Origin of the sequence: Paraburkholderia sp. J67 (assembly GCF_905220265.1) — a bacterium.
In the GTDB taxonomy this organism is placed as follows: Bacteria; Pseudomonadota; Gammaproteobacteria; order Burkholderiales; family Burkholderiaceae; genus Paraburkholderia.
This window is the reverse complement of sequence record NZ_CAJMZK010000004.1, coordinates 1-25,519: the sequence shown is the minus strand read 5'-3', so window position 1 is coordinate 25,519 and position 25,519 is coordinate 1. Positions and strand designations below refer to the sequence as shown.

14 protein-coding genes, 1 tRNA gene, 1 pseudogene and 2 riboswitches are annotated in these 25,519 nt (G+C 65.8%); of the genes and pseudogenes, 6 read left to right on the top strand and 10 right to left on the bottom strand.

What is annotated here, in order from left to right:
- Positions 1-394: 394 nt before the first annotated feature.
- From U5782_RS09640 to U5782_RS09630, 3 genes are all read left to right on the top strand, one after another.
- Positions 395-2,662 (top strand): primosomal protein N', encoded by a 2,268-nt coding sequence (locus tag U5782_RS09640; protein WP_322043599.1) that lies wholly within the window; start codon positions 395-397, stop codon positions 2,660-2,662.
- A 613-nt stretch (positions 2,663-3,275) separates the two neighbouring features.
- Positions 3,276-7,223, top strand: coding sequence for a trifunctional transcriptional regulator/proline dehydrogenase/L-glutamate gamma-semialdehyde dehydrogenase (gene putA, locus U5782_RS09635; protein ID WP_322043598.1), 3,948 nt, complete (start codon positions 3,276-3,278; stop codon positions 7,221-7,223).
- A 94-nt stretch (positions 7,224-7,317) separates the two neighbouring features.
- Positions 7,318-8,466: a branched-chain amino acid ABC transporter substrate-binding protein gene (locus U5782_RS09630; protein ID WP_322043597.1), complete on the top strand. Its 1,149-nt coding sequence runs from the start codon at positions 7,318-7,320 to the stop codon at positions 8,464-8,466.
- Positions 8,467-8,587: 121 nt separating this feature from the next.
- Here U5782_RS09630 and U5782_RS09625 read toward each other — a convergent pair whose 3' ends face one another.
- The 8 genes from U5782_RS09625 to U5782_RS09590 all read right to left on the bottom strand — a co-directional run bounded on the left by U5782_RS09625 (position 8,588) and on the right by U5782_RS09590 (position 20,035).
- Positions 8,588-10,312: a thiamine pyrophosphate-binding protein gene (locus U5782_RS09625; protein ID WP_322043596.1), complete on the bottom strand. Its 1,725-nt coding sequence runs from the start codon at positions 10,310-10,312 to the stop codon at positions 8,588-8,590.
- An 82-nt stretch (positions 10,313-10,394) separates the two neighbouring features.
- Positions 10,395-11,783 (bottom strand): L-serine ammonia-lyase, encoded by a 1,389-nt coding sequence (locus tag U5782_RS09620; RefSeq protein ID WP_322043595.1) that lies wholly within the window; start codon positions 11,781-11,783, stop codon positions 10,395-10,397.
- 103 nt (positions 11,784-11,886) lie between these two features.
- Positions 11,887-13,029 (bottom strand): alginate lyase family protein, encoded by a 1,143-nt coding sequence (locus U5782_RS09615; protein WP_415914287.1) that lies wholly within the window; start codon positions 13,027-13,029, stop codon positions 11,887-11,889.
- 167 nt (positions 13,030-13,196) lie between these two features.
- Positions 13,197-16,169, bottom strand: coding sequence for an aminomethyl-transferring glycine dehydrogenase (gene gcvP / locus U5782_RS09610; RefSeq protein ID WP_322043594.1), 2,973 nt, complete (start codon positions 16,167-16,169; stop codon positions 13,197-13,199).
- Between the two features lie 78 nt (positions 16,170-16,247).
- Positions 16,248-16,628: a glycine cleavage system protein GcvH gene (gcvH, locus tag U5782_RS09605; protein ID WP_322043593.1), complete on the bottom strand. Its 381-nt coding sequence runs from the start codon at positions 16,626-16,628 to the stop codon at positions 16,248-16,250.
- An 80-nt stretch (positions 16,629-16,708) separates the two neighbouring features.
- Positions 16,709-17,827, bottom strand: a complete 1,119-nt coding sequence (gene gcvT / locus U5782_RS09600; RefSeq protein ID WP_322043592.1) for a glycine cleavage system aminomethyltransferase GcvT — start codon at positions 17,825-17,827, stop codon at positions 16,709-16,711.
- A gap of 102 nt (positions 17,828-17,929) precedes the next feature.
- Positions 17,930-18,062, bottom strand: a riboswitch (glycine riboswitch).
- A 56-nt stretch (positions 18,063-18,118) separates the two neighbouring features.
- Positions 18,119-18,219, bottom strand: a riboswitch (glycine riboswitch).
- A gap of 236 nt (positions 18,220-18,455) precedes the next feature.
- The gene (locus U5782_RS09595) at positions 18,456-18,815 is read right to left on the bottom strand and encodes a hypothetical protein (protein WP_322043591.1); all 360 of its coding nucleotides are present in this window, start codon (positions 18,813-18,815) and stop codon (positions 18,456-18,458) included.
- A 170-nt stretch (positions 18,816-18,985) separates the two neighbouring features.
- On the bottom strand, positions 18,986-20,035 hold the full coding sequence (locus tag U5782_RS09590) for an oxidoreductase (RefSeq protein ID WP_322043590.1): 1,050 nt from the start codon (positions 20,033-20,035) through the stop codon (positions 18,986-18,988).
- A 352-nt stretch (positions 20,036-20,387) separates the two neighbouring features.
- Here U5782_RS09590 and U5782_RS09585 point away from each other — a divergent pair, with 352 nt between their 5' ends.
- Positions 20,388-22,478 (top strand): UvrD-helicase domain-containing protein, encoded by a 2,091-nt coding sequence (locus U5782_RS09585; RefSeq protein WP_322043589.1) that lies wholly within the window; start codon positions 20,388-20,390, stop codon positions 22,476-22,478.
- A gap of 79 nt (positions 22,479-22,557) precedes the next feature.
- On the opposite strand, the gene U5782_RS09580 is transcribed toward U5782_RS09585, so the two are convergent.
- A complete protein-coding gene (locus U5782_RS09580) occupies positions 22,558-23,454 on the bottom strand; it encodes a c-type cytochrome (protein WP_322043588.1) in 897 nt (298 codons plus the stop codon).
- Positions 23,455-23,827: 373 nt separating this feature from the next.
- Between U5782_RS09580 and U5782_RS09575 the strand changes: the two genes are divergently transcribed.
- A tRNA-Arg gene (locus tag U5782_RS09575) sits at positions 23,828-23,903 on the top strand.
- 351 nt (positions 23,904-24,254) lie between these two features.
- Here the strand turns inward: U5782_RS09575 and U5782_RS09570 are convergent.
- A complete protein-coding gene (locus U5782_RS09570; RefSeq protein WP_322043587.1) occupies positions 24,255-24,506 on the bottom strand; it encodes a hypothetical protein in 252 nt (83 codons plus the stop codon).
- Between the two features lie 304 nt (positions 24,507-24,810).
- On the opposite strand from U5782_RS09570, the pseudogene U5782_RS09565 reads away from it, so the two are divergent.
- A pseudogene (locus U5782_RS09565) lies at positions 24,811-25,519 on the top strand (heme utilization protein); the annotation flags it as partial.

Below are 25,519 nucleotides of genomic sequence, written 5' to 3'. Positions count from 1 at the left end.
ACTGGGCTCTGGGCATCAGGGTCGCGGGCGGCGCAACAGGCCATCCAGACGCCATCTGACCACTGTCAAGACTTGACTTATACACACTTGTCTCGTTGCGGCGCGCAAGAGGGAAAAATTGCCGCAGGGCAGTATCGAGGCCTGTGAACAATCAATCAGACCCTTGACAGATAAGGCTTTCGCCGCTCCACGGCTATTTGTGCGGTGTCCCACATAATGGCCTCCCTAGGCCGATGGCGGGGCGCACGGGCCGAGTTCTTAACAAAGTTATCCACAGGCGAGCGCGATTGCTCAGCGGAATCCAAAACTTGGCGCTCAAGGCGACGCTCCACTCTAAATCGGGTTGTCGGTGCGCTTGCGCACAGTGCGCACACCGTTTGCATTGGGGTGAGGCATGACGCCGTGCTTCGTGGGCGTGGCGTTGGATCATCCGCAGCCTGTGCTCTACGACTACCGCTACCCGCCCGACGCACCGACGCCGCAACCCGGCATGCTGGTGCGCGTGCCGTTCGGCCGCCGCGAAGCCGTGGGGCTGATCTGCGAAGTCAGTGCTCACAGCGATGTCCCCGCCAACAAGCTGCGCGATGTGAGCGCCGTGTGTGCGTCCTGCCCGCCGCTGTCGGCGCACTGGCTCGCGCTCGTCGGCTTTGCCGCCGACTACTACCAGCGCAGCCTGGGCGAAGTCGCGCTGCCAGCGCTGCCGCAGGCGCTGCGCGATCCCGCCCGCTGGGCGCGTCTGCTTGCGCCCGAAGAACGCTACCGTTTGCTGCCGGCTGGGCGCGAAGCCTTGCCCGATGCGCTACCCGCGCGTGCGCAGGTCTTGCGGCGTCTCGCGCAGGCGCTGCTGGACGCGGGCGAGCTTGATCTCGTCGATGCGCGTGCATTGCATCCGAAGGCGGCTGTCACGCTCGAATCGTGGCGCGAGGCGGGTTGGGTCGAATACGAGTGCATCGAATTCGGCATGGCGCAGGCTGGCGAAAACGCGGCCGCAAAAAATACCGACGCATCCGCGAAACCCGCACTGCACCAACTGAGCGACGAACAGGCCACGGCGGTTGAAGCCATCCTCGAGTCGGACGGCTTCGCTCCCTTCCTGCTGCATGGCGTGACCGGCAGCGGCAAGACCGAGGTGTATCTGCGCGCGCTCGCGGGTCTGCTCGAACGTGAGCCGGATGCTCAGGCGCTGGTCCTCGTACCCGAAATCAATCTCACGCCGCAGTTCGAAGCCGCGTTCCGTACGCGCTTCGCGGGCGTGCTGCCCGACGACGCCATCGTCACGCTGCACAGCGGCCTCGCCGAAGGCGAGCGGGCGCGCCACTGGCTCGCCGCGCATACCGGGCGTGCACGCATCGTGCTGGGCACGCGCCTGGCCGTGCTGGCTTCGCTGCCGCGTCTCGCGATGCTGGTGGTGGATGAAGAGCACGACCCCGCCTACAAGCAGCAGGAAGGGCTGCGCTATTCGGCGCGCGACCTGGCGGTATGGCGTGCCAAGCAGCTTGGCGTGCCGGTCGTGCTGGGCTCGGCCACGCCTTCGCTGGAAAGCTGGTGGCAGGCGGAGCAGGGCCGCTATACGCGCCTTACGCTGTCTCGCCGTGCGGTTGCCGAGGCGGTATTGCCCAGCGTCAGGCTGATCGATCTGGAAGAGGAGCGCCGGCGCGGCCGTGCGTCGTTCGAAGGGCTATCGGGCCCGCTGGTCGCGGCGATGAAGGCGCGGCTCGAACGTGGCGAGCAGAGCCTCATCTTCCTGAACCGGCGCGGCTATGCGCCCGTGCTTTCGTGCGATTCCTGCGGCTGGGTGGCGGGCTGCCCGCGTTGCAGCGCCTATGTGGTGCTGCACAAGCCCGAGCGCGCGCTGCGCTGCCACCACTGCGGCTGGGAGGCGCGCATACCGCATTCGTGCCCTGACTGCGGCAACGTCGATATCGCGCCGATGGGCCGCGGCACGCAGCGCATCGAGGAAGCGCTGGCGAGCGCCGTGCCGGGCGCGCGCGTGCTGCGGATCGACGCCGATAGCACGCGCCGCAAGGGCAGCGCGCAGGCGCTCTTCTCCGATGTGCACGCGGGTGAAGTCGATATCCTGGTCGGCACGCAGATGGTCGCCAAGGGGCACGATTTCCAGCGTGTCTCGCTGGTCGGCGTGCTCAATGCCGATAACGCGCTGTTCTCGCACGACTTCCGCGCGAGCGAGCGCCTGTTCGCGCAACTGATGCAGGTGAGCGGCCGGGCGGGTCGCGCCGGGCTGGCTGGTGAAGTGATCGTGCAGACACGCTATCCGCGCCATGCGATCTATCACGCGCTCGCGCGCCACGATTACGTGGGTTTCGCCAACACGCAGCTCGCCGAGCGCCGCGACGCGCATCTGCCGCCTTTCGTCTATCAGGCGCTGCTGCGCGCCGAAGGACGTACGCTGGAAGCCGCGCTGGCCTTTCTCGCGGAGGCGGCCCAGATGCTCACGGCGATTCCATCCGCGGCGCGCGTGATGGCCTACGACGCCGTGCCGCTCACGATCGTGAAGGTCATGAATGTCCACCGCGCCCAGCTGCTCGTAGAGAGCGGCTCGCGCGCCGCGCTGCAGGCGACGCTGCGCGAGTGGCTACCCGCGCTGCGCGGTTTGCGCGGCGTGCTGCGCTGGAACCTCGAAGTCGATCCGCTCGATATCTGAGCGGTTCCGAGCCATTCCAGGCGCTCTGGCGCCATCAAAAACGCATCCTCAAGACGCTCGCGCGACGCGATGGCCCGCCATCCCCTGGCAGGGCCGATGCGTCGCCGCGAGCCTTCCTTGCGGCCCGTTGCCGTGGTCGTTGCCCTATGTTTTTCGATGCCGACCGTGCGCAACGGATCAGCGTGGGGCCGCGTGAGCCGCCTCGCCGCTCTCAGGTTGCGCCATGCGCAAACGCCGGGACGACGTTGCCGCCGCGCCCCGGATAAACAGCACGGCGCACACGGCACACATGCTCCAAACCCCCGCCACCACCATCCATTTTTCCATTTTTTGGTCCTCGCGCCGGAGGTGTCCGGCTCCCCGTGATGCCTGTATATCGGCAAACGATGCGTTTTGAACAGGGTGACAAAAAAGATTCACGCCCAGGGAAAATACCGAGCGCAACCCACCGTCACCCCGGACCCCGCAACCGGCCGCAAACCCAGGCTGCACGGGGCTTTCAGCGAGGTGCAACCATTCTATAAAAACGGTTGCACCTTTTTATTTGGAGGCGTACGATTCGCCAACTTTTTAGTCTTTGGCCGGTGCGGGTCAGCCGGCATACGAAGGAAACATGGCTAGCACCACCCTTGGCGTCAAGGTCGACGACCTCCTCCGCTCGCGGCTCAAAGATGCCGCCACGCGCCTCGAGCGCACCCCGCACTGGCTCATCAAGCAGGCCATCTTCGCGTACCTCGAAAAGATCGAGCACGGCCAGCTGCCGCCCGAGCTAAACGGCCATGTGAACGCCGCCGATCTGGCCGATGGCGCAACCGGCGACGGCCCCGACGAATACGCGTCGCACCCGTTCCTCGAATTCGCCCAGAACGTGCAACCGCAGTCGGTGCTGCGCGCGGCCATCACGGCGGCCTATCGCCGTCCGGAGCCGGAGTGCGTGCCGTTCCTGATCGGCGAAGCGCGTCTGCCCGCCAACCTCACGAACGACGTCACGAAGCTGGCCACCAGGCTGGTCGAAACGCTGCGCGCGAAGCGCACCGGCGGCGGTGTCGAAGGGCTGATCCACGAGTTCTCGCTGTCGAGCCAGGAAGGCGTGGCGCTGATGTGCCTCGCCGAAGCGCTGCTGCGCATTCCCGACCGCGCCACGCGCGACGCGCTGATCCGCGACAAGATCAGCAAGGGCGACTGGAAGTCGCACGTCGGCCACGCGCCGTCGCTGTTCGTGAACGCCGCCACGTGGGGCCTCATGATCACCGGCAAGCTGGTGACGACCAATAGCGAAACGGGTCTGTCGTCGGCGCTCACGCGCATGATCGGCAAGGGCGGCGAGCCGCTGATCCGCAAGGGTGTGGACATGGCGATGCGCCTGATGGGCGAGCAGTTCGTCACGGGCGAAAACATCTCCGAAGCGCTGGCCAACAGCCGCAAGTTCGAAGCGCGCGGTTTCCGCTACTCGTACGACATGCTCGGCGAAGCGGCCACCACCGAAGCGGATGCGCAGCGCTATTACGCCGCCTACGAGCAGGCGATCCACGCGATCGGCAAGGCTGCGGGCGGCCGCGGCATCTACGAAGGTCCGGGCATCTCGATCAAGCTGTCCGCGCTGCATCCGCGTTATTCGCGCGCGCAGCAGGAACGCACGATGAACGAGCTGCTGCCGCGCGTGCGCGCACTGGCGGTTCTCGCGCGCCGCTATGACATCGGCCTCAATATCGACGCCGAAGAAGCCGACCGTCTCGAACTCTCGCTCGATCTGCTCGAAGCGCTGTGTTTCGACCAGGAACTGGCGGGCTGGAACGGCATTGGCTTCGTGGTGCAGGCGTACCAGAAGCGCTGCCCGTTCGTGATCGACTACATCGTCGATCTGGCGCGCCGAAGCCGTCACCGCATCATGGTGCGTCTCGTGAAGGGCGCGTACTGGGATACGGAAATCAAGCGTGCGCAGGTCGATGGCCTGGAAGGCTATCCGGTCTACACGCGCAAGATCTACACCGACGTCTCGTACCTCGCGTGCGCGAAGAAGCTGCTCGGCGCACCCGACGCGGTGTATCCGCAGTTCGCCACGCACAACGCGTACACGCTCTCGGCGATCTATCACCTCGCGGGCCAGAACTACTATCCTGGCCAGTACGAATTCCAGTGCCTGCATGGCATGGGCGAGCCGCTCTACGAAGAAGTCACCGGCCCGCTCGCGCAAGGCAAGCTGAATCGTCCGTGCCGCGTCTACGCGCCGGTCGGCACGCACGAAACGTTGCTCGCATACCTCGTGCGCCGTCTGCTGGAAAACGGCGCGAACACGTCGTTCGTGAATCGCATCGCCGATGAAACGGTGCCGGTCAGCGAACTCGTGACGAACCCCGTCGACGACGCCAACAAGGTCGTGCCGCTGGGCGCGCCGCACACGAAGATTCCGCTGCCGCGCGAACTCTATGGCAGCGAGCGTCTGAATTCGATGGGCCTCGACCTCTCGAACGAACATCGTCTGGCGTCGCTCTCGTCGGCGTTGCTGGCCAGCGCGCATCATCCGTGGCGTGCGGCTCCCATGCTCGCCGATATCGATATCGCCGAAGGCGCGGCGCGCGACGTGCGCAATCCGTCCGATCATCGCGATCTGGTGGGCACCGTCGTGGAAGCCACGAGCGAGCACGTGAGCGCCGCGCTCTCGCACGCCGTGGCCACCGCGCCGATCTGGCAGGCCACGCCGGTCGAAGCGCGCGCCGACTGTCTCTCGCGCGCCGCCGACCTGCTCGAAGCGCAGATGCACACGCTAATGGGCCTGATCGTGCGCGAAGCGGGCAAGTCGCTGCCGAACGCCATCGCGGAAATCCGCGAAGCGATCGACTTCCTGCGTTACTACTCGACGCAGATCCGCGAGGAATTCTCGAACGACACGCATCGCCCGCTCGGTCCGGTCGTGTGTATCAGCCCGTGGAACTTCCCGCTGGCGATCTTCATGGGCCAGGTGGCCGCCGCGCTCGCCGCAGGCAACACCGTGCTCGCGAAGCCCGCTGAACAGACGCCGCTGATCGCCGCGCAAGCCGTGCGCATCCTGCGCGAAGCGGGCGTGCCCGCCGGCGCCGTGCAACTGCTGCCGGGCGATGGCGAAACCGTGGGCGCGGCGCTGGTCGCCGATCACCGCACGCGTGCCGTCATGTTCACCGGCTCGACGGAAGTCGCGCGCCTGATCAACAAGCAACTGTCGCAGCGTCTGGATTCGGACGGCCGTCCGATCCCGCTGATCGCCGAAACGGGCGGCCAGAACGCGATGATCGTCGATTCGTCGGCGCTCGCGGAACAGGTCGTCGCCGACGTGCTGCAAAGCGCGTTCGACTCGGCGGGCCAGCGTTGCTCGGCGCTGCGCGTGCTGTGCCTGCAAGACGATGTGGCGGATCGCACGCTCGAAATGCTCACGGGCGCGATGCAGGAACTCGCGATCGGTAACCCCGATCGTCTTTCGGCCGACGTTGGCCCCGTGATCGACGCCGACGCGAAGCGCGGCATCGACGCCCACGTGGCCGCGATGCGCGAGAAGGGCCGCAAGGTCCAGCAAATGCCGATGGCCGACGACTGCGCGAAGGGCACCTTCGTGCCGCCGACGCTGATCGAAATCGACAACCTCGACGAACTCAAGCGCGAAGTGTTCGGCCCCGTGCTGCACGTGATCCGCTATCGCCGCAGCCAGCTCGACAAGCTGCTCGAACAGATCCGCGCGACGGGCTACGGCCTGACGCTGGGTATCCATACGCGTATCGATGAAACCATCGCGCACGTGATTGGCCGCGCGCACGTGGGCAACATCTACGTGAACCGCAACGTGATCGGCGCGGTGGTGGGCGTGCAGCCGTTCGGTGGCGAAGGTCTCTCGGGCACGGGTCCGAAGGCCGGTGGCGCGCTGTATCTCTCGCGTCTGCTGGCCACGCGTCCGGCTGGTCTGCCGAAGTCGCTCTCGAATGCGCTGATCGTCGATCAGCCGCAAGCCGACGGCGACAAAACCGCCGGCAATTCGGCCCACGCGAATCTCACGACGCTGCGCGACTGGCTGATCGCGGAACGCGAACCCGCACTCGCGGCGCGTTGCGACGGCTATCTGCAATACGTGCTCGCGGGCGCCACGGCAGTCCTCTCGGGCCCGACGGGCGAGCGCAACACCTACACGCTGTCCGCACGCGGCACGGTCCTGTGCGTGGCCTCGACGCCGACCGGCGCGCGTGCACAACTCGCCGTCGTGCTGGCCACGGGCAACCGCGCGCTGTTCCAGGGCGCAGCCGGCGAAGCGCTGGTCAATGCGCTGCCCGCAGCGCTCAAGGCGCACGTCGCGATCAAGAAGTCGGCCGATGCGGACTTCGACGCCGTGCTGTTCGAAGGCGACAGCGACGAATTGCTCGGCCTCGTGAAGGAAGTGGCCAAGCGTGCCGGCCCGATCGTCTCGGTGCAGGGCGTGGCGGCGCACGCGCTCGCCAATGGCGATGAAGACTACGCGCTCGAACGTCTGCTCACGGAGCGTTCGGTGAGCGTGAACACCGCAGCAGCAGGCGGCAATGCAAATCTGATGACGATTGGTTAAGAGCAGGCAGCTACAATCGGTTGTCTCAGGACAAGGAAGCGGCAAGGCTTGGCGCCGAAGCCGCTCATTCGATACCTGGTACCAAGGAGAAGCTATGCAACACACGATGAAGCAGCTGGCAGGCGCAACGCTGGTTGCGGCCCTGTCGCTGGCGGGGACCGCACACGCGCAGCAGGTGGAGGACGTCAAGGTCGGTTTCGCTGGCCCGATGACGGGCGCGCAGGCTCACTACGGCAAGGATTTCCAGAACGGCATCACGCTCGCGGTCGAAGACATGAACGCGACCAAGCCGGTGATCGGCGGCAAGCCGGTGCGCTTCGTGCTGGATTCGGCGGACGACCAGGCTGACCCGCGCACGGGCACGACGGTCGCGCAGAAGCTGGTCGACGACGGCATCAAGGGCATGCTCGGCCACTTCAACTCGGGCACGACGATCCCGGCTTCGCGCATCTACGCGAACGCAGGCATCCCCGAAATCGCCATGGCAACGGCGCCGGAATACACCCAGCAAGGCTTCAAGACGACGTTCCGCATGATGACGTCGGACACGCAGCAAGGCTCGGTCGCGGGCACGTTCGCGGTGAAGACCCTTGGCATGAAGAAGATCGTCGTGGTTGACGACCGCACGGCTTACGGCCAGGGTCTCGCAGACGAATTCGCGAAGGCAGCGAAGGCAGCGGGCGGCAACATCATCGACCGCGAATACACCAACGACAAGGCTGTCGACTTCAAGTCGATCCTGACCAAGGTGAAGGCGCAGAACCCCGACATGATCTATTACGGTGGCGCCGATTCGCAGGCCGCACCGATGGTCAAGCAGATGAAGTCGCTGGGCATCAAGGCGCCGCTGATGGGCGGCGAAATGGTCCACACGCCGACCTTCCTGCAGATCGCGGGTGACGCAGCGAACGGCACGGTGGCGTCGCTCGCCGGTCTGCCGCTGGAAGAAATGCCGGGCGGCAAGGACTACGTTGCGAAGTACAAGAAGCGCTTCGGTGAAGACGTCCAGACGTACTCGCCGTACGCCTACGACGGCGCAATGGCGATGTTCGACGCCATGAAGAAGGCCAACTCGACGGATCCGGCCAAGTACCTGCCGTTCCTCGCGAAGACCAGCATGCCGGCTGTCACGGCGAAGGATCTCGCCTATGACTCGAAGGGCGACCTGAAGAACGGCGGCATCACGCTGTACAAGGTCGTCGACGGCAAGTGGACGACGCTGCAAAGCGTGGGCGGCAAGTAAGCTGTTGAGCTAGCCGCGCGTAGTAAAAAGCCCCGCAGGATCGAAAGATCCGCGGGGCTTTTGTTTTGTCGGCTCACCTTCGATAACGTCAAAGGTGAGCTTATTCAGGATGACTGATGACTTACGGGTTGCGTGCCTTGCGTCCCTGTTCTCGCACCTGTTCGAGCGTGGCCGCAGGCGTGCTCGCTTCCTTCGTCACGCGGATTTCGATGAGCGCGGGTTTGCCTGCGGTCAGTGCGCGATCGAGCGCGCCCGCAAACTGCGACGTGCTCGTCACCACTTCGCCATGCGCGCCGAACGACTGCGCGAACAACGCGAAATCCGGATTCGTGAGTTGCGTGCCGTGCACGCGGCCCGGATAGTGGCGCTCCTGGTGCATGCGGATCGTGCCGTAGTGGCTGTTGTTCACGACGATGAACACCACGTTCAGCCCGTACTGCATGGCCGTGGCCAGTTCGGGCGCCGACATCATGAAGCAGCCGTCGCCCGCCAGCGCCACCACGGCGCGCTCGGGATACAGCGACTTCGCCGCGATGGCGGCCGGCACGCCGTAGCCCATCGCCCCGCTGGTGGGCGCGAGTTGCGAGCGGAAATGCCGGTACGCGAAATGTCGATGCAACCAGGTCGCGTAATTGCCGGCGCCGTTCGTGACGATCGCGTCGTCGGGCAGGCGCGCGCGCAATTGCTGCATCACTTCGCCCAGTTGCACGTCGCCGGGCATCGGGCGCGGCGTGCGCCACGCGAGATAGGCCTCGTGCGCTTCGGTTGCGGCACCGGTCCACGCGGGCATGTCGGGCGCGGGAAGCGCTGCGAGCAGCGCCGCCATTTCGGCGAGACCCGAGACGATCGGCAGATCGGCGGCATAGACGCGGCCGAGTTCCTCCGCGCCCTGATGCACGTGAATGAGCGTCTGTTTCGTCTTCGGGATATCGAAGAGCGCATAACCGCCCGTGGTGGACTCGCCCAGGCGCGGCCCGAGCGCGAGCAACACGTCGGCTTCGCGGATACGTGCCGAGAGCGCCGGATTGATGCCCAGACCCACATCGCCCGCGTAGTTCGGATGATCGTTGCTCAGCGTGTCCTGGAAGCGGAACGCGAGGCCAATCGGCAATTGCCAGTTCTCGATGAAGCGTTGCAGGTCGGCACAGGCCTCGGGCGTCCAGCCGTGGCCGCCCGCGATCACGAAAGGCTTTTTCGCGTCTGTGAGCAGTTCGCGCAGGCGCAACATCTGCGCGGCGGAAGGCGAGCCCTGCACGCGCTGCGCGGCCGGCGGCGTGCGTTGCGCCTCGGCGGCAGGAATCGCGCCGCTCAGCATGTCTTCCGGCAGCGCGAGCACGACCGGGCCGGGACGGCCCGACGTCGCGATATGGAAAGCGTGGCTCAGGTATTCGGGCACGCGGCGCGCGTCGTCGATCTGCGCGACCCACTTCGCCATCTGCCCGAACATGCGCCGGTAGTCGATCTCCTGGAACGCCTCGCGGTCCATCTGCTCGCGCGCGACCTGGCCGATCAGCAGGATCATCGGCGTGGAGTCCTGGAAGGCCGTATGCACGCCGATGGAGGCGTGCGTCGCGCCCGGCCCGCGCGTGACGAGCGCCACGCCCGGTTTGCCGGTGAGCTTGCCGATCGCTTCCGCCATGTTGGCCGCTGCGGCTTCGTGGCGGCACACGATGGTCTCGATGCGCGCGGTTTCGTCCGCGAGCGAATCGAGCACGGCGAGATAGCTCTCGCCGGGCACACAAAACACGCGCTCGACGCCATTGGCGACGAGCGCATCGACGACAAGGCGTGCGCCGGTGGTGCTGCTGGTGCTGGTCAAGGAAGCGGTTTCGTTCGACTGCTGCATGGCGTTGCTGTCTCCTCTCAGTCTTGAATCGGGTTTTGCGATCCTGCTTCGATATGGTGTTGCCGCGCTTCAGGTCACCGCATCAGCACTCGACGATATTCACCGCGAGGCCGCCGCGCGAGGTCTCCTTGTACTTCGTCTTCATGTCGGCGCCGGTTTCGCGCATCGTCTTGATGACGGAGTCGAGCGAGACGTAATGCTCGCCGTCGCCGCGCAGCGCCATGCGCGCGGCGTTGACGGCCTTGACCGACGCCATCGCGTTGCGCTCGATGCAGGGAATCTGCACCATGCCGCCAACCGGATCGCAGGTGAGGCCGAGGTTGTGCTCCATGCCGATTTCGGCAGCGTTCTCGACTTGCAGCGGCGTGCCGCCGAGCACGGCAGCGAGCGCGCCCGCGGCCATCGAGCAGGCCACGCCCACTTCGCCCTGGCAGCCCACTTCCGCGCCCGAGATCGACGCGTTGAGCTTGTAGAGAATGCCGATGGCCGCGGCAGTGAGCAGGAAGTCGATCACGCCTTGCTCGTTCGCGCCGGGCGTGAAGCGCACGTAGTAGTGCAGCACGGCGGGGATGATGCCGGCCGCGCCGTTGGTCGGCGCGGTGACGACACGGCCGCCCGCGGCGTTTTCCTCGTTGACGGCGATCGCGTAGAGATTGATCCAGTCGATCATCGAGAGCGGGTCTTGCAACGCGCGCTCGGGGTTACCGGTGAGGGTGCGATAAAGCTGCGCTGCGCGGCGCTTGACGGCGAAGGGGCCGGGCAGCGTGCCGTTGGCGTCCGGGTTGTTGATGCCGCAGCCGCGCGATACGCACGATTGCATCACGTCCCAGATACGCAGCAGGCCCGTGCGAATTTCCTCGTCGGTGTGCCAGACGCGTTCGTTTTCGAGCATCAGCTGCGCGATGCTCTTGCCGGTGGCGGCGCACAGCGCGAGCAGCTCCGCGCCGCTGCGGAACGGATGCGGCATCTGCTCGACGGCGGAGAGAACCTTGGTATTGGCCGCGCCCGCCGTGACGACGAAGCCGCCGCCCACCGACAGATACGTGCTCTCGCGCAGCGTCGCGCCGGTGGCGTCGAGTGCGCGCAGCTTCATGCCGTTCGGATGCTCGGGCAGCGCCTGGCGATAGAAGGCGATGTGCTCCTTCATCACGAAGGGAATCGTGTGATGGCCGAGCAGCGCGAGCAGGCGCGACTGGCGCACGGCTTCGAGGCGTTCGGAGATGGTGTCGGGATCGACGGTATCGGGCGCATCGCCCATCAGGCCGAGCATGACGCCGCGGTCGGTGCCGTGGCCCTTGCCGGTCGCGCCGAGCGAGCCGTACAGCTCGACCTTCACCGAGGCGGTGGGCGCGAGCAGCCCGTCGCGCTCCAGTCCTTCGGCGAACATCAGCGCCGCGCGCATCGGGCCGACCGTGTGCGAGCTCGACGGCCCGATGCCGATCTTGAAGAGATCGAAAACGCTTACTGCCATGGGTACTGCTCCTGCTTGATCGTGTCGGTTGTCAGGGGATGCCGCACGGTGCGGTGCGCGGCATCGATTTCATGCGCCACCGCTGCAACCCCTCTCGCGCTGGTTAGCGCGCCGGCAACGGCAGGCAGACGGCGAGCCACGCGGGTGGCGTGGCGGCCAGCTTGAGCGCGACCGGCGTGAAACGCCCGTCCAGACGCGCTGCAAGGTGATACAGCTCGGCGGCGTTCTTCGGGTCCCATGCGCCGGTGTAGCCGGGCAACCCGGCTTCGCGGCGTTTGGCGTCGAACGGCACGCTCGAATGCACGAATTCCTCGTGCGTTTTTTCGCCCGTGGCATAGGGCGTGAGCCAGTCCAGCGCGCCCGCCAGCGTCGCGCCGTTGGCCGCGCGCTCGGGCAGCCAATTGCGGTTGTGGCGGCGCGCGGCGAGCGCGGCGGTCACGAGCGGCTGCAAATCGTAGGTCACGTAATGCAGCGCATCGCGCTCGGTGAAGTCGAGCGTCGAGCCGTCGGGCGCAACGTTGTCGCCGATATGCTCGATAAAGAGACGCTGCGCCGCGCCAATCATCTTGCGGTTGTCGAGCGTGAACGCGATCATCGCAATCAGTTTGACGCGATGGCTCTGCCAGTTGTTCGCGTAGGTGCCCTTGAGCGGGCGCGGTTGCGCGTCCACCTGCTGGATGTAGCCGTTGGCGAACTTGTTCAGGAACACCATCGTGGCGTTGCGCGTTTTCACGGGCAGCGCGCTGGCGGTCATGTCGTAGGCGAGGATCAGCCCTTCGAAGTGGGTTTCGTCGATGGGGTTGAAGCTCGGTTGATACGTCGCGACCCAGGCCTGCAGGAAGCGATCGACGAGCTTCAGATAGCGCTCGTCGCTGGTCGCGCGCCAGGCGAGCGCCGCATTGCGCATCAGGTCGAGTTCCTTCTCGGCCTCCACGCTCTGGTCGTAAATACCCTCGTGCGGCAGCGTGCCTTCCGTGTGCAGCGTCGCGAGCGGATGCGGCGTGTCGTTCACATGCGCCTGCACCTCGGCCACGAGCGCTTTCACGCCCGGATCGGCATTGGTGCGCTCGCTCGTCTGCAGCGCGGGCGCTGCACAGAAGTTCATCGCCGCGCGCGCCGGTTGCGCCGCGCTCAGGACCACGAGGCCCATGCTCACGAGACAGGCCGCGACGCGTGCGCGCCGGCCGTGGGCCTGAATTGCTGCCGGAGCATGCCCGGCAAAGGCCGTTCCCACCTTCCGCGCCATGCGCGACTCCCTGGTTCAAGGCTGACAGGTGTGTGATGTTAACGGTTTGGCGGGTGTTTGCGGCGGCAAATGTGCGTTGCGTAAAAGCCGCCGCGGCCCCGAACGGGGCACGCGGCGGCTCGAACGCCTCGCAGCGGGGCCGGATGGCGGGCGCGAAGGGGCGCGTGTTACTCGCCCGCGGTCTGGTCGGCCTGATCGTCGGCATATTCGCCGACGGGCACGCACGAGCAGAACAGATTGCGGTCGCCATAGACGTTGTCCGCGCGGCCGACCGGCGGCCAGTACTTGCGCGCGACGAGCGAAGTCAGCGGATACGCCGCCTGTTCACGCGGATAGGCGCGCTTCCAGTCATCGGCGATCACGACCGCAGCCGTGTGCGGCGCGTGGCGCAGCGGGTTGTCTTCCTTGTCCGCGCGGCCTTCCTCGACGGCGCGAATTTCTTCACGGATTGCAACCATCGCGTCGATGAAGCGGTCCAGCTCCTCCTTCGACTCCGACTCGGTCGGCTCGACCATCAGCGTGCCCGGCACCGGGAAGCTCATGGTCGGCGCGTGGAAGCCGTAGTCCATCAGACGCTTGGCGACGTCGTCCACGGTGATGCCGCTCGCATCCTTGATGGGGCGCAGATCCAGAATGCACTCGTGCGCGACCAGGCCGCCCGGGCCGCTGTAGAGCACCGGGAAATGCGGCGCGAGCTTGTTCGCGACGTAGTTCGCATTGAGGATCGCGGTTTCCGTGGCGGCGGTGAGGTTCTCCGCGCCCATCATGGCGATGTACATCCACGAGATCGGCAGGATCGAGGCGGAGCCGTAAGGCGCTGCGCTCACCGCGCCGATGCCGTGATCGTCACGCTTGTAGCCCGACGAAAGCTGGTTCGGCAGGAACTGCGCGAGGTGCGCGCCCACCGCGACCGGACCGACGCCCGGGCCGCCACCGCCGTGCGGAATGCAGAAGGTCTTGTGCAGGTTCAGGTGCGAAACGTCGCCGCCGAACTGGCCCGGCGCTGCCAGACCCACCATCGCGTTCATGTTCGCGCCGTCCACGTACACCTGGCCGCCGTGCGTATGCACGATGTCGCAGACTTCGCGCACGTTCTGCTCGAACACGCCGTGCGTCGACGGGTACGTGATCATGATCGCCGCCAGCTTCGCTGCGTGCTGTTCGGCCTTGGCCTTGAGATCGACGAGATCGACGTTGCCTTGCGCGTCGCAGGCCACGACGACAACCTGCATACCGGCCATCTGCGCCGACGCCGGGTTCGTGCCGTGCGCCGAAGCGGGAATCAGGCAGACGTTGCGATCGGCTTCGCCACGCGACGCGTGGTACGCCTGGATGATCAGCAGACCCGCGTACTCGCCCTGCGAGCCGGCGTTCGGTTGCAGCGAGACGGCGGCGTAGCCGGTTGCGGCCACGAGCATCTGTTCGAGCTGATCGACCATCTCGCGATAGCCGACGGTTTGCTCGGCGGGTGCGAACGGGTGGATGCGGCCGAATTCGGGCCACGTCACCGGCAGCATTTCCGAGGTCGCGTTGAGCTTCATCGTGCACGAGCCGAGCGGGATCATCGAGCGGTCGAGCGCGAGATCCTTGTCCGAGAGGCTACGCAGATAGCGCAGCATTTCGGTTTCCGAATGGTGACGGTTGAAGACCGGATGCGTGAGGTAGGCGCTTTCGCGTGCGAGCGACGCCGGGTACGACACGGCGTTGCTGGCGGCGAGTTCGGCGTCGAGCGCATCGACCGACGGCACCTCGCCTGCGAACGCGCCTTGCGCGAACACGGCGAGCAGGTCGGCCAGATCGGCGCGCGTCGTGGTTTCGTCGACGGACACACCCACGCGCGTTTCGCTCACGCGGCGCAGGTTCATGCCGCGTGCGAGCGCGGCGTCGAGCAGCGCCTGGGCGCGCGGGCCGGCTTCGAAGGTGAGCGTGTCGAAGAACGCTGCATTGACGAGCGTGTAGCCGAGTTGCTTCGCGCCCGCAGCCAGGATCGTCGCGACGCGGTTCACGCGCTGCGCGATGCGCTTGAGACCCTGCGGGCCGTGGTAGACCGCGTACATGCTCGCCATGATCGCGAGCAGCGCCTGCGCCGTGCAGACGTTCGAGGTCGCCTTTTCGCGGCGGATATGCTGTTCGCGCGTTTGCAGCGCGAGACGCAGCGCCGGGTTGCCTTGCGCGTCGACGGTCACGCCGACGAGACGGCCCGGCATCTGGCGCTTGAATTCGTCCTTCACCGCGAGGTAGGCGGCGTGCGGGCCGCCAAAGCCCATCGGCACGCCAAAGCGCTGCGAGTTGCCCACGGCAACATCGGCGCCCCAGTCGCCCGGCGGCGTGAGCAGCGTGAGCGCGAGCAGGTCGGCGGCGGCGATCACCGCGCCGCCCGTAGCGTGAACTGCGGTAGCGAGTTCGCGGTAATCGCGCACATCGCCGTTCACACCCGGATATTGCAGCAGCACGCCGAACGCGCCCGCTTGAGCGGCGTCAGCGGCGGGACCGACCTTCACTTCGATGCCGATCGGCTTCGCGCGCGTCTTGACCACTTCGATGGTCTGCGGCAGCACGTCGTCGGCGATGTAGAACACGTTCGACTTCGACTTGCCCACGCGCTGCACGAGCGTCATGGCTTCGGCGGCGGCGGTGGCTTCGTCGAGCAGCGACGCGTTCGAGATCGCGAGACCCGTGAGGTCCACGATCATCTGTTGATAGTTGAGCAGGGCTTCGAGGCGGCCCTGCGAGATTTCCGGCTGGTACGGCGTGTAGGCCGTGTACCACGCCGGGTTTTCGAGCACGTTGCGCAGGATGACGGCCGGCGTATGCGTGTCGTAGTAGCCCTGCCCGATGTACGAGCGGAACACCTGGTTCTTGTCGGCGAGCGCGCGCAGGGCGGCGATCGCTTCGGCTTCCGAGCGCGGTTGCGCGAAGGGGCCGAGCGGCAGCGTTTCCTTGCGGCGGATCTGCGCCGGAATCACCGCGTCCATCAGCGCGGCGCGCGAGGCGAAGCCGAGCGCATCGAGCATCGCCTGCTGGTCGGCCGAATCGGGGCCGATGTGACGGGCGGCGAAGGCGTCGTGGGCTTCGAGCGCCGCGAGCGAAATAGCCGAGGGCGAGGTGTTCATCAGACGATCCGGGTGTTCGAGCTTCATGAGGTTTCCTGCCGGCGCGGGTGGCATCGGGCTATCAAAAGGCCGGATGCCGCCGCCGCGCCGTTGCGGTTGCTGGGATTAAGCGCCGATGGCCTTTTCGTAGGCGGCGGCGTCGATCAGCGCGTCGAGCTTGGCGTCTGCGGCGGGCTTGATCTTGAAGAGCCACGATTCATACGGCTCGGTGTTGACTTCGTCGGGCGTGTCGACGAGGTCGGTGTTCGCGGCGACGATCTCGCCCGCGACCGGCGCGTAGATGTCCGAGGCGGCCTTGACCGACTCGATCACGGCGATCGCGTCGCCCGCAGCGACCTTGCGACCGGCTTCCGGCAGTTCCAGGAAGACGATGTCGCCCAGCGCTTCCTGTGCGTGATCGGTGATGCCGACGGTCAGGGTGCCGTCGGCTTCGGTGCGGATCCACTCGTGCGATTCGGTGTATTTCAGATCGGCCGGGATGCTCATGGTTGCTCCAATGCGTGGTTTGCTTATGGCTTGAAAAGGGGGAGGCGTGCGCGGCGCGAACCCTGCGAACACTCGCAGGATCAGGCGACCAGCACCTTGCCGTTGCGCACGAACGGCAGTTTTACCACGCTTGCGGGAAGGGCCTTGTCACGGATCTGCACCTGCACGAGGTCGCCCGGTTGCACGCCCACGGGCACGCGCGCGAAGGCGATGGATTCCTGCATCGTCGGGGAGAACGTACCGCTCGTGATCTCGCCTTCGCCGTGCGGCGTGAGCACCTTCTGATGGGCGCGCAGCACGCCGCCAGCCTTGCCGTTTTCCTTTTGCAGGATCAGGCCGACGAAGGTCGAGCGCGTGCCGTTCGCTTCCAGCGCGGCGCGGCCGACGAAGTCGCGCGGCTCCTTCATGTCGACGGTCCAGGCGAGGCCCGCGTCGAGCGGCGAGACGCCTTCGTCCATGTCCTGGCCGTAGAGGTTCATGCCAGCTTCGAGACGCAACGTGTCGCGCGCGCCCAGACCGCTGGGCTTCACGCCCTGGCGTTCGAGCGCATTCCAGAGTTCGCAGACGGCGGCGGCCGGCACGGCGATTTCGAAGCCGTCTTCGCCGGTGTAGCCGGTGCGCGCGATCATCAGCTCGCCGAACGGCGTGGCTTCGATCATCGCGGCATTGAAGGGCTTGAGGAGTTCGGTGGCGCTGCGCGAGGAGGGCGCGACTTGCCAGACTTTTTCGCGGGCGTTCGGACCCTGCACGGCGACGATCGCCAGATCGCGGCGCGGCGTGATGGTGAGGCCGAAGCCGCCTTCGGCGTTGAGCTTCTCGAACCAGGCGATGTCTTTTTCGGCCGTGCCCGCGTTGACGACGGTGCGGAACACATCGTCGGCGAAGTAATAGACGATCAGGTCGTCGATCACGCCGCCTTCCGGGTTGAGCATGCACGAGTAGAGCGCCTTGCCCGGCGTCGTCAGCTTGGCGACGTTGTTGGCGAGCGCGCGGGCGAAGAACTCGCGCGCCTTGGCGCCCGCGAAGTCCACGACGCACATGTGCGAGACGTCGAACATGCCGGCGTCGGTGCGCACGGCGCGATGTTCGTCGATCTGCGAACCGTAGTTGACGGGCATGTCCCAGCCGCCGAAGTCGACCATGCGGGCATTGAGCGCGCGGTGCGTATCGTTCAGCGGGGTGCGTTTGAGTTCGGTCATGGGGCCTCAGGCGGTCGCGAGGTTTCGTGCGAAGTTTTCGCGCGAAAACGAAAAAGGCCATGCAGGAAACGCCGCCGGCACAATGCCCGTGGTCGTTTCCTGCATGGCCCCTCTGTCCTCGATACCTGAGAGATTGCGCCTTGGAAGACGCGCGCCCCTTCGGTGGGCAGCCTGAACGTCCGGGTGCGTTACGATCCGCGCCGCCGTCCTACTGCCGCTCTCCAGAGTTGCGGACCTGAGTGCCGATTGCGTTGCCGCGCGCGTGAGCACGAAGCAGGCGATTCAGCGGTCCGGCGCGCACGGTCCTTTTGCCTGAGAGTTTGTGGGTTGCCCCTTCGGCGGCGCCACCTGTGTCCTGAAACACCGGCAACGCGCTCTCCCGACGCGCGCAGCGATTGTGCGCGACGCCGCGGGGCTGTGTCAATGCGGAAAAATTGGGCTGGAGCGGCGTTGGAAGTCGATTGCGCGGGGCGGAAAAGGACGTCGTGCATGGCTCGCGCGGCTGGCGGGAGGGTTGCGCGGGCGGGTGAAATTTCACGCGGGTTCTGGCCCGCATTGGCTTCGTCTGGCGGAAATAAAAACGGGCCGCGCGAGGCGGCCCGTGTATCGCATGGCGCGATGAGGCGGATTACTCGCCGATGGCGTGCGCCGCCGTATCGAGTTCCTGATTCAGCACGTGTTGCTCGTCGGCGGAAATGCCGCCGCCGTGCTGTGCGGCCATGTCGTGCGCCTCGCCACGGATCGTGTCGAGACGGTGATGCAGCGCGCCGCCCTGGGGCGGCGGGTAGTAGCCCTGATTCACGCGGGCGTCGATGCGGCGGCTCAGGTTGTCGATGCGGCCGTCGATCTGATGCAGACGGTCCACGGCGACTTCATGCGGATTCGGGCCGGGACGCGGTGCAGGCTGCTGGTTGACGACGCACGCGGCGAGCGTCGAGACAAGCGCGCCAGCGGCGGCAAAACGGAAGGCACGGTTCAAACGGGTCATTCGCGACTCTCCTTTTAGTCGTTATCGCTCTTTTTGGCGTCGTATGTCGGCAAACGTCTCGCGCGCGCGGTGCGATGACCGCGCGACGCCGTGCAGATGTAACCGTTTGTATGGACCTTTCAGAGGCGTCGGACGAATGCAAGGCAGCGCGCCGTGCGCCTCCTTCTGGCTTACGCCACCCGCGCGAACGGAATCGCGCGGCCTTCCTTCGCGCTGCGCATCGCCAGTTCGACGATCGTCATCACGTCGATGGCGTCCTGCGGGCTCACCGGGAACGGCTTGCCCTCGTGGATCGCCGCCGCCAGTGCGCGGTACAGATCGGCGTAATTGCCCGCCGCGTTGGGCACCTCGCGCTCGCTCTCCTGGCCGTCGTCATTCAGCGTGTGCAGCCGGCCAGCCTCGTTGCCGTCGCCGAAACCCGGCTGGCCGGGACGCAGCCCCGCTTTCAACTGGTCCTCCTGAGTGTCGAGGCCATTCTTCAGATAGCTGCCACGCGTGCCGTGGATCGCGAAGCGCGGCGCGTACGCGGCCAGCGCACTCGCGTGCAGCACGGCGTCGAGCCCGTCGTAGCGCAGCACGAGGTGCGCGTAGTCGGGCGCGCTCGCGTTGTCGCGGCGAGTATGGACGAAGGCCGTGACCGATTCGGGCGCGCCGAAGAGCGCGAGCGTCTGGTCGATCAGATGCGGCCCGAGATCGAAGAGCAGGCCGCCGCCGCGCGTGGCGTCCTCGCGCCAGCGCTGGCGCACCAGCGGGCGAAAGCGGTCGAAGTGCGATTCGTAGTGCGTGACGCGGCCCAGTTCCCCGTTCGCGATCAGCTGTTTGACGGTGAGGAAGTCGCCGTCCCAGCGGCGATTGTGGAAGGGCGCGAACACGAGGCCGCGTTGCTTCGCGATGTCCGCGAGCGTGCGCGCTTCTTCGGCCGTGAGCGTGACCGGCTTGTCGACGAGCACGTGCTTGCCGCGCTCGAGCGTGCGGCGCGCGAGTTCGTAGTGCGTGTCGTTGGGCGTGGCGATCACCACGCATTCGATGGCGTCGAGCGCGAGCAGCGCGTCGATATCGGGCACGATCGCGGCGTCGGGGTAATCGGCTTGCGCACGCTCGGCCTGGCTCGTGGCGATGGCGGCGAGCGTGGCCGCGCCGCTATAGGCGATCACGGGTGCATGGAAGGTCTGGCCGGCGAAGCCGTAGCCCATCAGGCCGATTTGCAGCGGTGCAGTCATGAAGCGCGTCCTCTTTCCAGCAGGTTATGCAGCGTGTCCGGCGGCGGCGCGGGTAGCGATGCCGCGGGTGGAGGGAACTGGCTATTTTGGCACGCGCGCCGCCGCGCGTGACAGGGCGCGAGGGACAGATGCGAAGCGACTGTCGCCATTAGCGGGGCGACATCGGCCAGCGAATGGCAACCCGCGCGCCGTGTTAACATCGCTGCTCTCGATCGAGAGGCTCGCAGCGCCGTACAGGCCGCGCCCGCCTTTCGCCGCGCGGCTCGCCGCGTCTGGCCGACCCACGGCGCAGGCGTGCGCCGACAGCACGCGCCTCCCAGCCGTACCACCCGTTTTTCCAATCCAGGCAACGATGTCCGCAGGTCTGAATCCCGCCCAAAACGAAGCGGTGCGCTATCTCGACGGTCCCTGTCTCGTGCTCGCGGGCGCGGGCAGCGGCAAGACGCGCGTCATCACGCAGAAGATCGCGCACCTGATCGAAGCGAAAGGCTTCGAGCCGCGCCATATCGCCGCCGTCACCTTCACCAACAAGGCCGCCGCCGAAATGCGCGAGCGCGTGGGCAAGCTGCTCGAAGGCAAGACGCTCACCACGCCCGGCAAGGAAGGCCGCAAGGTGCCGGCGCACCAGCTCACCGTTTGTACGTTCCACTCGCTGGGCGTGCAGATCCTGCGTCAGGAAGCCGAGCATCTCGGGCTCAAGCCCCAGTTCTCGATCATGGATTCCGACGACTGCTTCTCGATGATCCAGGAGCAGGTGGGCTCGACCGATAAGGGTTTCATCCGCAAGATCCAGTCGATCATTTCGTTGTGGAAGAACGGCCTCGTGATGCCCGAGGAGGCGCTCGCGACCGCCTCGAACGAGGACGAGCACCAGGCCGCCATCGTCTACCGCAACTACATGGCGACGCTGCACGCCTACCAGGCGGTGGACTTCGACGATCTGATCCGCCTGCCCGCCGAGTTGTTCGCGAAGAACGAGCAGGTGCGCGAGCGCTGGCAGAACAAGCTGCGCTACCTGCTGGTCGACGAATACCAGGACACCAACACCTGCCAGTACGAACTGCTCAAGCTGCTGGCGGGCCCGCGTGCGGCCTTCACGGCCGTGGGCGACGACGACCAGGCGATCTACGGCTGGCGCGGCGCGACCATCGAAAACCTCGCGCAGCTCGGCAAGGACTATCCGAAGCTGCACGTCATCAAGCTGGAGCAGAACTACCGCTCGACGGTGCGTATTCTCACGGCGGCGAACAACGTCATCGCCAACAACCCGAAGCTGTTCGAGAAAAAGCTCTGGTCCGAACACGGCATGGGCGACACGATCACCGTCACGCCCTGCAACGACGAAGAGCACGAAGCCGAATCGGTGGTGTTCCGCCTGTCCGCGCACAAGTTCGAGCGCCGCGCGCAGTTCCGCGACTATGCGATTCTTTATCGCGGCAACTTCCAGGCGCGCATCTTCGAACAGGTGCTGCGCCGCGAGCGCATTCCCTATGTGCTCTCGGGCGGCCAGTCGTTCTTCGACAAGGCCGAAATCAAGGACATCTGCGCGTACCTGCGCCTGATCGCCAATCACGACGACGATCCCGCCTTCATCCGGGCGATCACGACGCCGCGACGCGGCGTGGGCAACACCACGCTCGAAGCGCTCGGCTCGTTCGCGGGGCAGGCGAAGGTGTCGCTGTTCGAGGCGGTCTACATGGGCGGCATCGAGGCGCGGCTGTCGGCGCGCCAGGTCGAGCCGATGCGCGTGTTCTGCGATTTCATGCAGCGTCTGGCCGAGCGCGCGGTCAAGGATCCGGCAACGGTCGTGCTCGACGAACTGATGGACGCGATCCACTACGAGGCCTACCTCTACGACGCCTTCGACGAGCGTCAGGCGCAGTCGAAGTGGCAGAACGTGCTGGAATTCATGGAATGGCTCAAGCGCAAGGGCACCAAGCCCGAGCAGGAGATCGGCGAGGATGCCGAAGCCACGGGCTATGACAATACCGACAGACTCGCCGACACCGGCAAGAACCTGATGGGCCTGATCCAGACCGTCGCGCTGATGTCGATGCTCGAAGGCAAGGAAGAAGACCCGGACGCGGTGCGACTGTCGACCGTGCACGCGTCGAAGGGGCTGGAGTATCCGCACGTGTTTCTGGTGGGCGTCGAGGAAGGCATCATGCCGCACCGTGGCGGCTCGGAAGACGACATCATCGACGAAGGGCGCATCGAGGAAGAGCGCCGCCTGATGTACGTGGCGATCACGCGCGCACAGCGCAGCCTGCATTTGAACTGGTGCAAGAAGCGCAAGCGGGCGCGCGAGACGGTGGTATGCGAAGCGTCGCGCTTCATCCCCGAAATGGGACTGGACGATGCGCCGCCGCCCACGGCCGAAGAAGCGCCGATGTCGCCCAAGGACCGGCTCGCGAGCCTGAAGGCGTTGTTGCAGAAGGGCTGATCTTTCCGCGTGGGGCCGAAACGAAAAGGGCCGCATCGATTGACGATGCGGCCCTTTGTTTTGCTGCTGGCGCCTGCGCTTACTTGGCAGCGCTCACCATGTAGTCGACGGCGGCTTTCACATCGGCGTCGGAGGCGTTCGAGCCGCCCTTGGCCGGCATCTGGCCTTTGCCGTGCAGCGCGTAGTTATAGATGGTGTCCATCGGATCTTTCAGGCGCGGCGCCCAGTCGGCCTTGTTGCCGAACTTCGGCGCGCCCAGCACGCCCGCCGCGTGACAGGCCTGGCAGACCTGCGTGTAGAGCGCCTTGCCGGCCTGCGATGCGTCGGCGCTGGCGTCGGCGGCCGGTGCGGAGCTGGCCTGCGGGATCGCGGCGATCGCAGCGGCGGCGGCCGTGGCCTGAGCCGCGTTGGCGTCGGCGGCAGACGCGGGCGCTGCGGCCGCCGCACCCGACGCGCCATTGGCCGCACCCGGTGCGGGCTTGGGCGGGTCCTGGAAGTTCGCGCCGCCGTGGTTCGCCATATAGGCGACGGCGAGGCCGATCTCGTAGTCGGAGTAATCGTCGGGACTCGTGCCGCCGCGTGGCGGCATCGCGCCCTTGCCGGCGAGCGCCGTATGCCAGAGCGTGTCGTAGCCTTGAGCGATGCGCGGCGCCCAGTCGCCCGAATTGCCGAACTTGGGCGCGCCCGCCGCGCCGCTCGCATGACACGCCGAGCAGACCGCCTGATAGACCTGCTCGCCGGTCTTGAAGACGCGCGGCGCGCTGGCGTCGCGAATCGACACCTGGGCGATCGGCGCGATGCGATCGGTGACCTGCTGGGTGGAAAGCTCGTCGGTGCCCGCGCCGGTTCGCGTCGAGTTATCGACGTAGTAGGCGAGCAGAATGATGATGACGATGGGGACGGCAAACCCGGCGATGACAGCGGCAATCAACTGGCCGGGCGTTTTGATCGGGGCTCCGTGGGGTGCTTCGCTCATGCTTGTCTCGACTCCCGTTGGTTTTTTGGTGAGCGGTACAGCAGGACGGCATTAGCCTTGCGATTGAGCAAACAGGGACGATTATAGACGCAAGGTTTCAGTGCTGGTTGCCGCGCGAGAGGGGTGTTCAGCGGGCGTTTACCCGGAGCCGAGGGGCTTTGCGCTGCGCGGTTTGATAAATCGTGACGGATCATGGCGCGGGATTGTCGCGGGTTTTGGGCGTTTTTGCTGTGTTCCCGCCACTCGACGCCCGGGGCCGCGCCGCCCAAGGCCGTGCGGTGGACGTCGTCATAGAAACCGGGTATTCTCTCGGTCTCATTGCGGCGTCGTTCCGTCCATCCTCTTTGGTCCGGCAACAACGTCAGCGTCAAATGCGCCCGTAGCTCAATGGATAGAGTACTGCCCTCCGAAGGCAGGGGTTGCTGGTTCGATCCCAGCCGGGCGCGCCAAGAATTTTCAGCGCTGCATACGACGTTACGCCTTGCACTTCGACACCCTGGTCGTCGTCAAACCCATCTGCATCGTTCGCCCAGCCGTTAAAAGGCTTCTCGCTGTTTCGCGCGATGGTTTTCCCGCGACCCGCGTGGTGAGCCTGGCAATATTCCTCTCAAAAACCTCCTTAAAACGTCGTGCCCGATCGGTATTTGCGCTCGTGCGTCGCACTTGGCACTCCGTAACGACGCTGGTGTGCTCCTGCGGAAATTCATAGGCAAGTGTGTCGGCGATATGAATCGCGCATCGGCCATTGGCTAGCCTGAAAGCGTCTGCGCACCGCTCCCACTCCTGACAGGAAAGCGCGCTCACCCGAAACAAGATCCGGGTGCGTTGCCGTTTGCACGGCACACAATCCTTACCGGCGGAAAGTATTTCAGCGCGCGCTCGACAAAACGGCGCGCCCCTCCACGCTCTGCCATGACGCGCGTGTGACAGCCAGGCGCACTGCTTTCACCCACATTCATCCACACCAACGATTTTCGAAAAAGCGCTGTTTTATCAGATTTATCGCGCGAAAAAATGAATCGAAAACGTTTGCTTTGAATGGCCAGATCCAACGCGTTCCGGACTTTCTCCTTCTGAAAATCAAACCGGCCGAAACGCCCGTCTAGAAGCCATTTGAAAGCAAAACAAATTTCCAGTCATTACATTAAGTTTCAAAAAATTGCGCCGATATCTGAGATCGACTGGGAATGCTTTCCACGGCTGCCCGTCATTCGGACCAGAGACCTTTGCGGGACCCGTTGCGCAACTAGCAGGGACGAATGGGTCGCGACGCCGTTGCCAAAGAACGTGGGTGCCTTGGCGGCCTGACTGCTTGTAGCCGCACCGGGGAATAAAATCTGAAGAGGACCATAAAAAATGACGTCTGTCGTATCGGTACTGAGCTCATCACAGATCGGACTCTTGTCCACCAAGCAGATCGGGCAGCTTTCAACCAGCGACATTGCCAGCCTCACCACGGCGCAGTCTGTCGGACTGACATCGACCCAGATCGCGTCGATGTCGTCGGCGGATATCGTTTCGCTGAGTTCGGCCGCGGTCGCCCTCTTCACGCAAAGCCAGACCCAGGCGCTCAATAGCTCCGACATCCAGGCGCTTGGTGCGGGCGTGGCGTCGCTGAACGTCGGCTTCCTGACCACGGTCCAGGTCGCGGCGCTCTCGACCACCCAGATCGAAGCGATGAGCGGCTTCAACACCGCACAGACCCAGGCGTTGTCGACCAAGACGATCCAGGCGCTGGGCACCAATGTCGCCGCGCTGAACACAGCCATGCTGTCGAACGCGCAGGTTGCCGCGCTGACGACCGCACAGCTCGGAAGCCTGACCACCGCACTGAGCACGGCGCAGACGCAGGCGATCACGACCGCGAACATCGCGGCGCTGGGCACCAACGTTGCCTCGCTGACCACGGCCATGCTCACGACCGCGCAGGTCGCAGTGCTCTCCTCGGCCCAGGTGGGCTCGCTGACGTCGAATTCGGCGTCGGCGCTGTCGTCCACGCAGATCGGCGCGCTGAGCAGCGCGGCGGTTTCGGGTCTCACGCTCTCCGGCCTGAATACCGCGCAAT

What these genes read in the sequence shown, in the direction of transcription:
- U5782_RS09620 (WP_322043595.1), bottom strand. Translation starts at nt 11,783, where the DNA reads ATGGCAGTAAGCGTTTTCGATCTCTTCAAGATCGGCATCGGGCCGTCG.
- U5782_RS09580 (WP_322043588.1), bottom strand. Translation starts at nt 23,454, where the DNA reads ATGAGCGAAGCACCCCACGGAGCCCCGATCAAAACGCCCGGCCAGTTG.
- U5782_RS09595 (WP_322043591.1), bottom strand. Translation starts at nt 18,815, where the DNA reads ATGACCCGTTTGAACCGTGCCTTCCGTTTTGCCGCCGCTGGCGCGCTT.
- U5782_RS09640 (WP_322043599.1), top strand. Translation starts at nt 395, where the DNA reads ATGACGCCGTGCTTCGTGGGCGTGGCGTTGGATCATCCGCAGCCTGTG.
- U5782_RS09590 (WP_322043590.1), bottom strand. Translation starts at nt 20,035, where the DNA reads ATGACTGCACCGCTGCAAATCGGCCTGATGGGCTACGGCTTCGCCGGC.
- putA (WP_322043598.1), top strand. Translation starts at nt 3,276, where the DNA reads ATGGCTAGCACCACCCTTGGCGTCAAGGTCGACGACCTCCTCCGCTCG.
- U5782_RS09585 (WP_322043589.1), top strand. Translation starts at nt 20,388, where the DNA reads ATGTCCGCAGGTCTGAATCCCGCCCAAAACGAAGCGGTGCGCTATCTC.
- U5782_RS09625 (WP_322043596.1), bottom strand. Translation starts at nt 10,312, where the DNA reads ATGCAGCAGTCGAACGAAACCGCTTCCTTGACCAGCACCAGCAGCACC.
- gcvT (WP_322043592.1), bottom strand. Translation starts at nt 17,827, where the DNA reads ATGACCGAACTCAAACGCACCCCGCTGAACGATACGCACCGCGCGCTC.
- gcvP (WP_322043594.1), bottom strand. Translation starts at nt 16,169, where the DNA reads ATGAAGCTCGAACACCCGGATCGTCTGATGAACACCTCGCCCTCGGCT.
- U5782_RS09630 (WP_322043597.1), top strand. Translation starts at nt 7,318, where the DNA reads ATGCAACACACGATGAAGCAGCTGGCAGGCGCAACGCTGGTTGCGGCC.
- gcvH (WP_322043593.1), bottom strand. Translation starts at nt 16,628, where the DNA reads ATGAGCATCCCGGCCGATCTGAAATACACCGAATCGCACGAGTGGATC.
- U5782_RS09615 (WP_415914287.1), bottom strand. Translation starts at nt 13,029, where the DNA reads ATGGCGCGGAAGGTGGGAACGGCCTTTGCCGGGCATGCTCCGGCAGCA.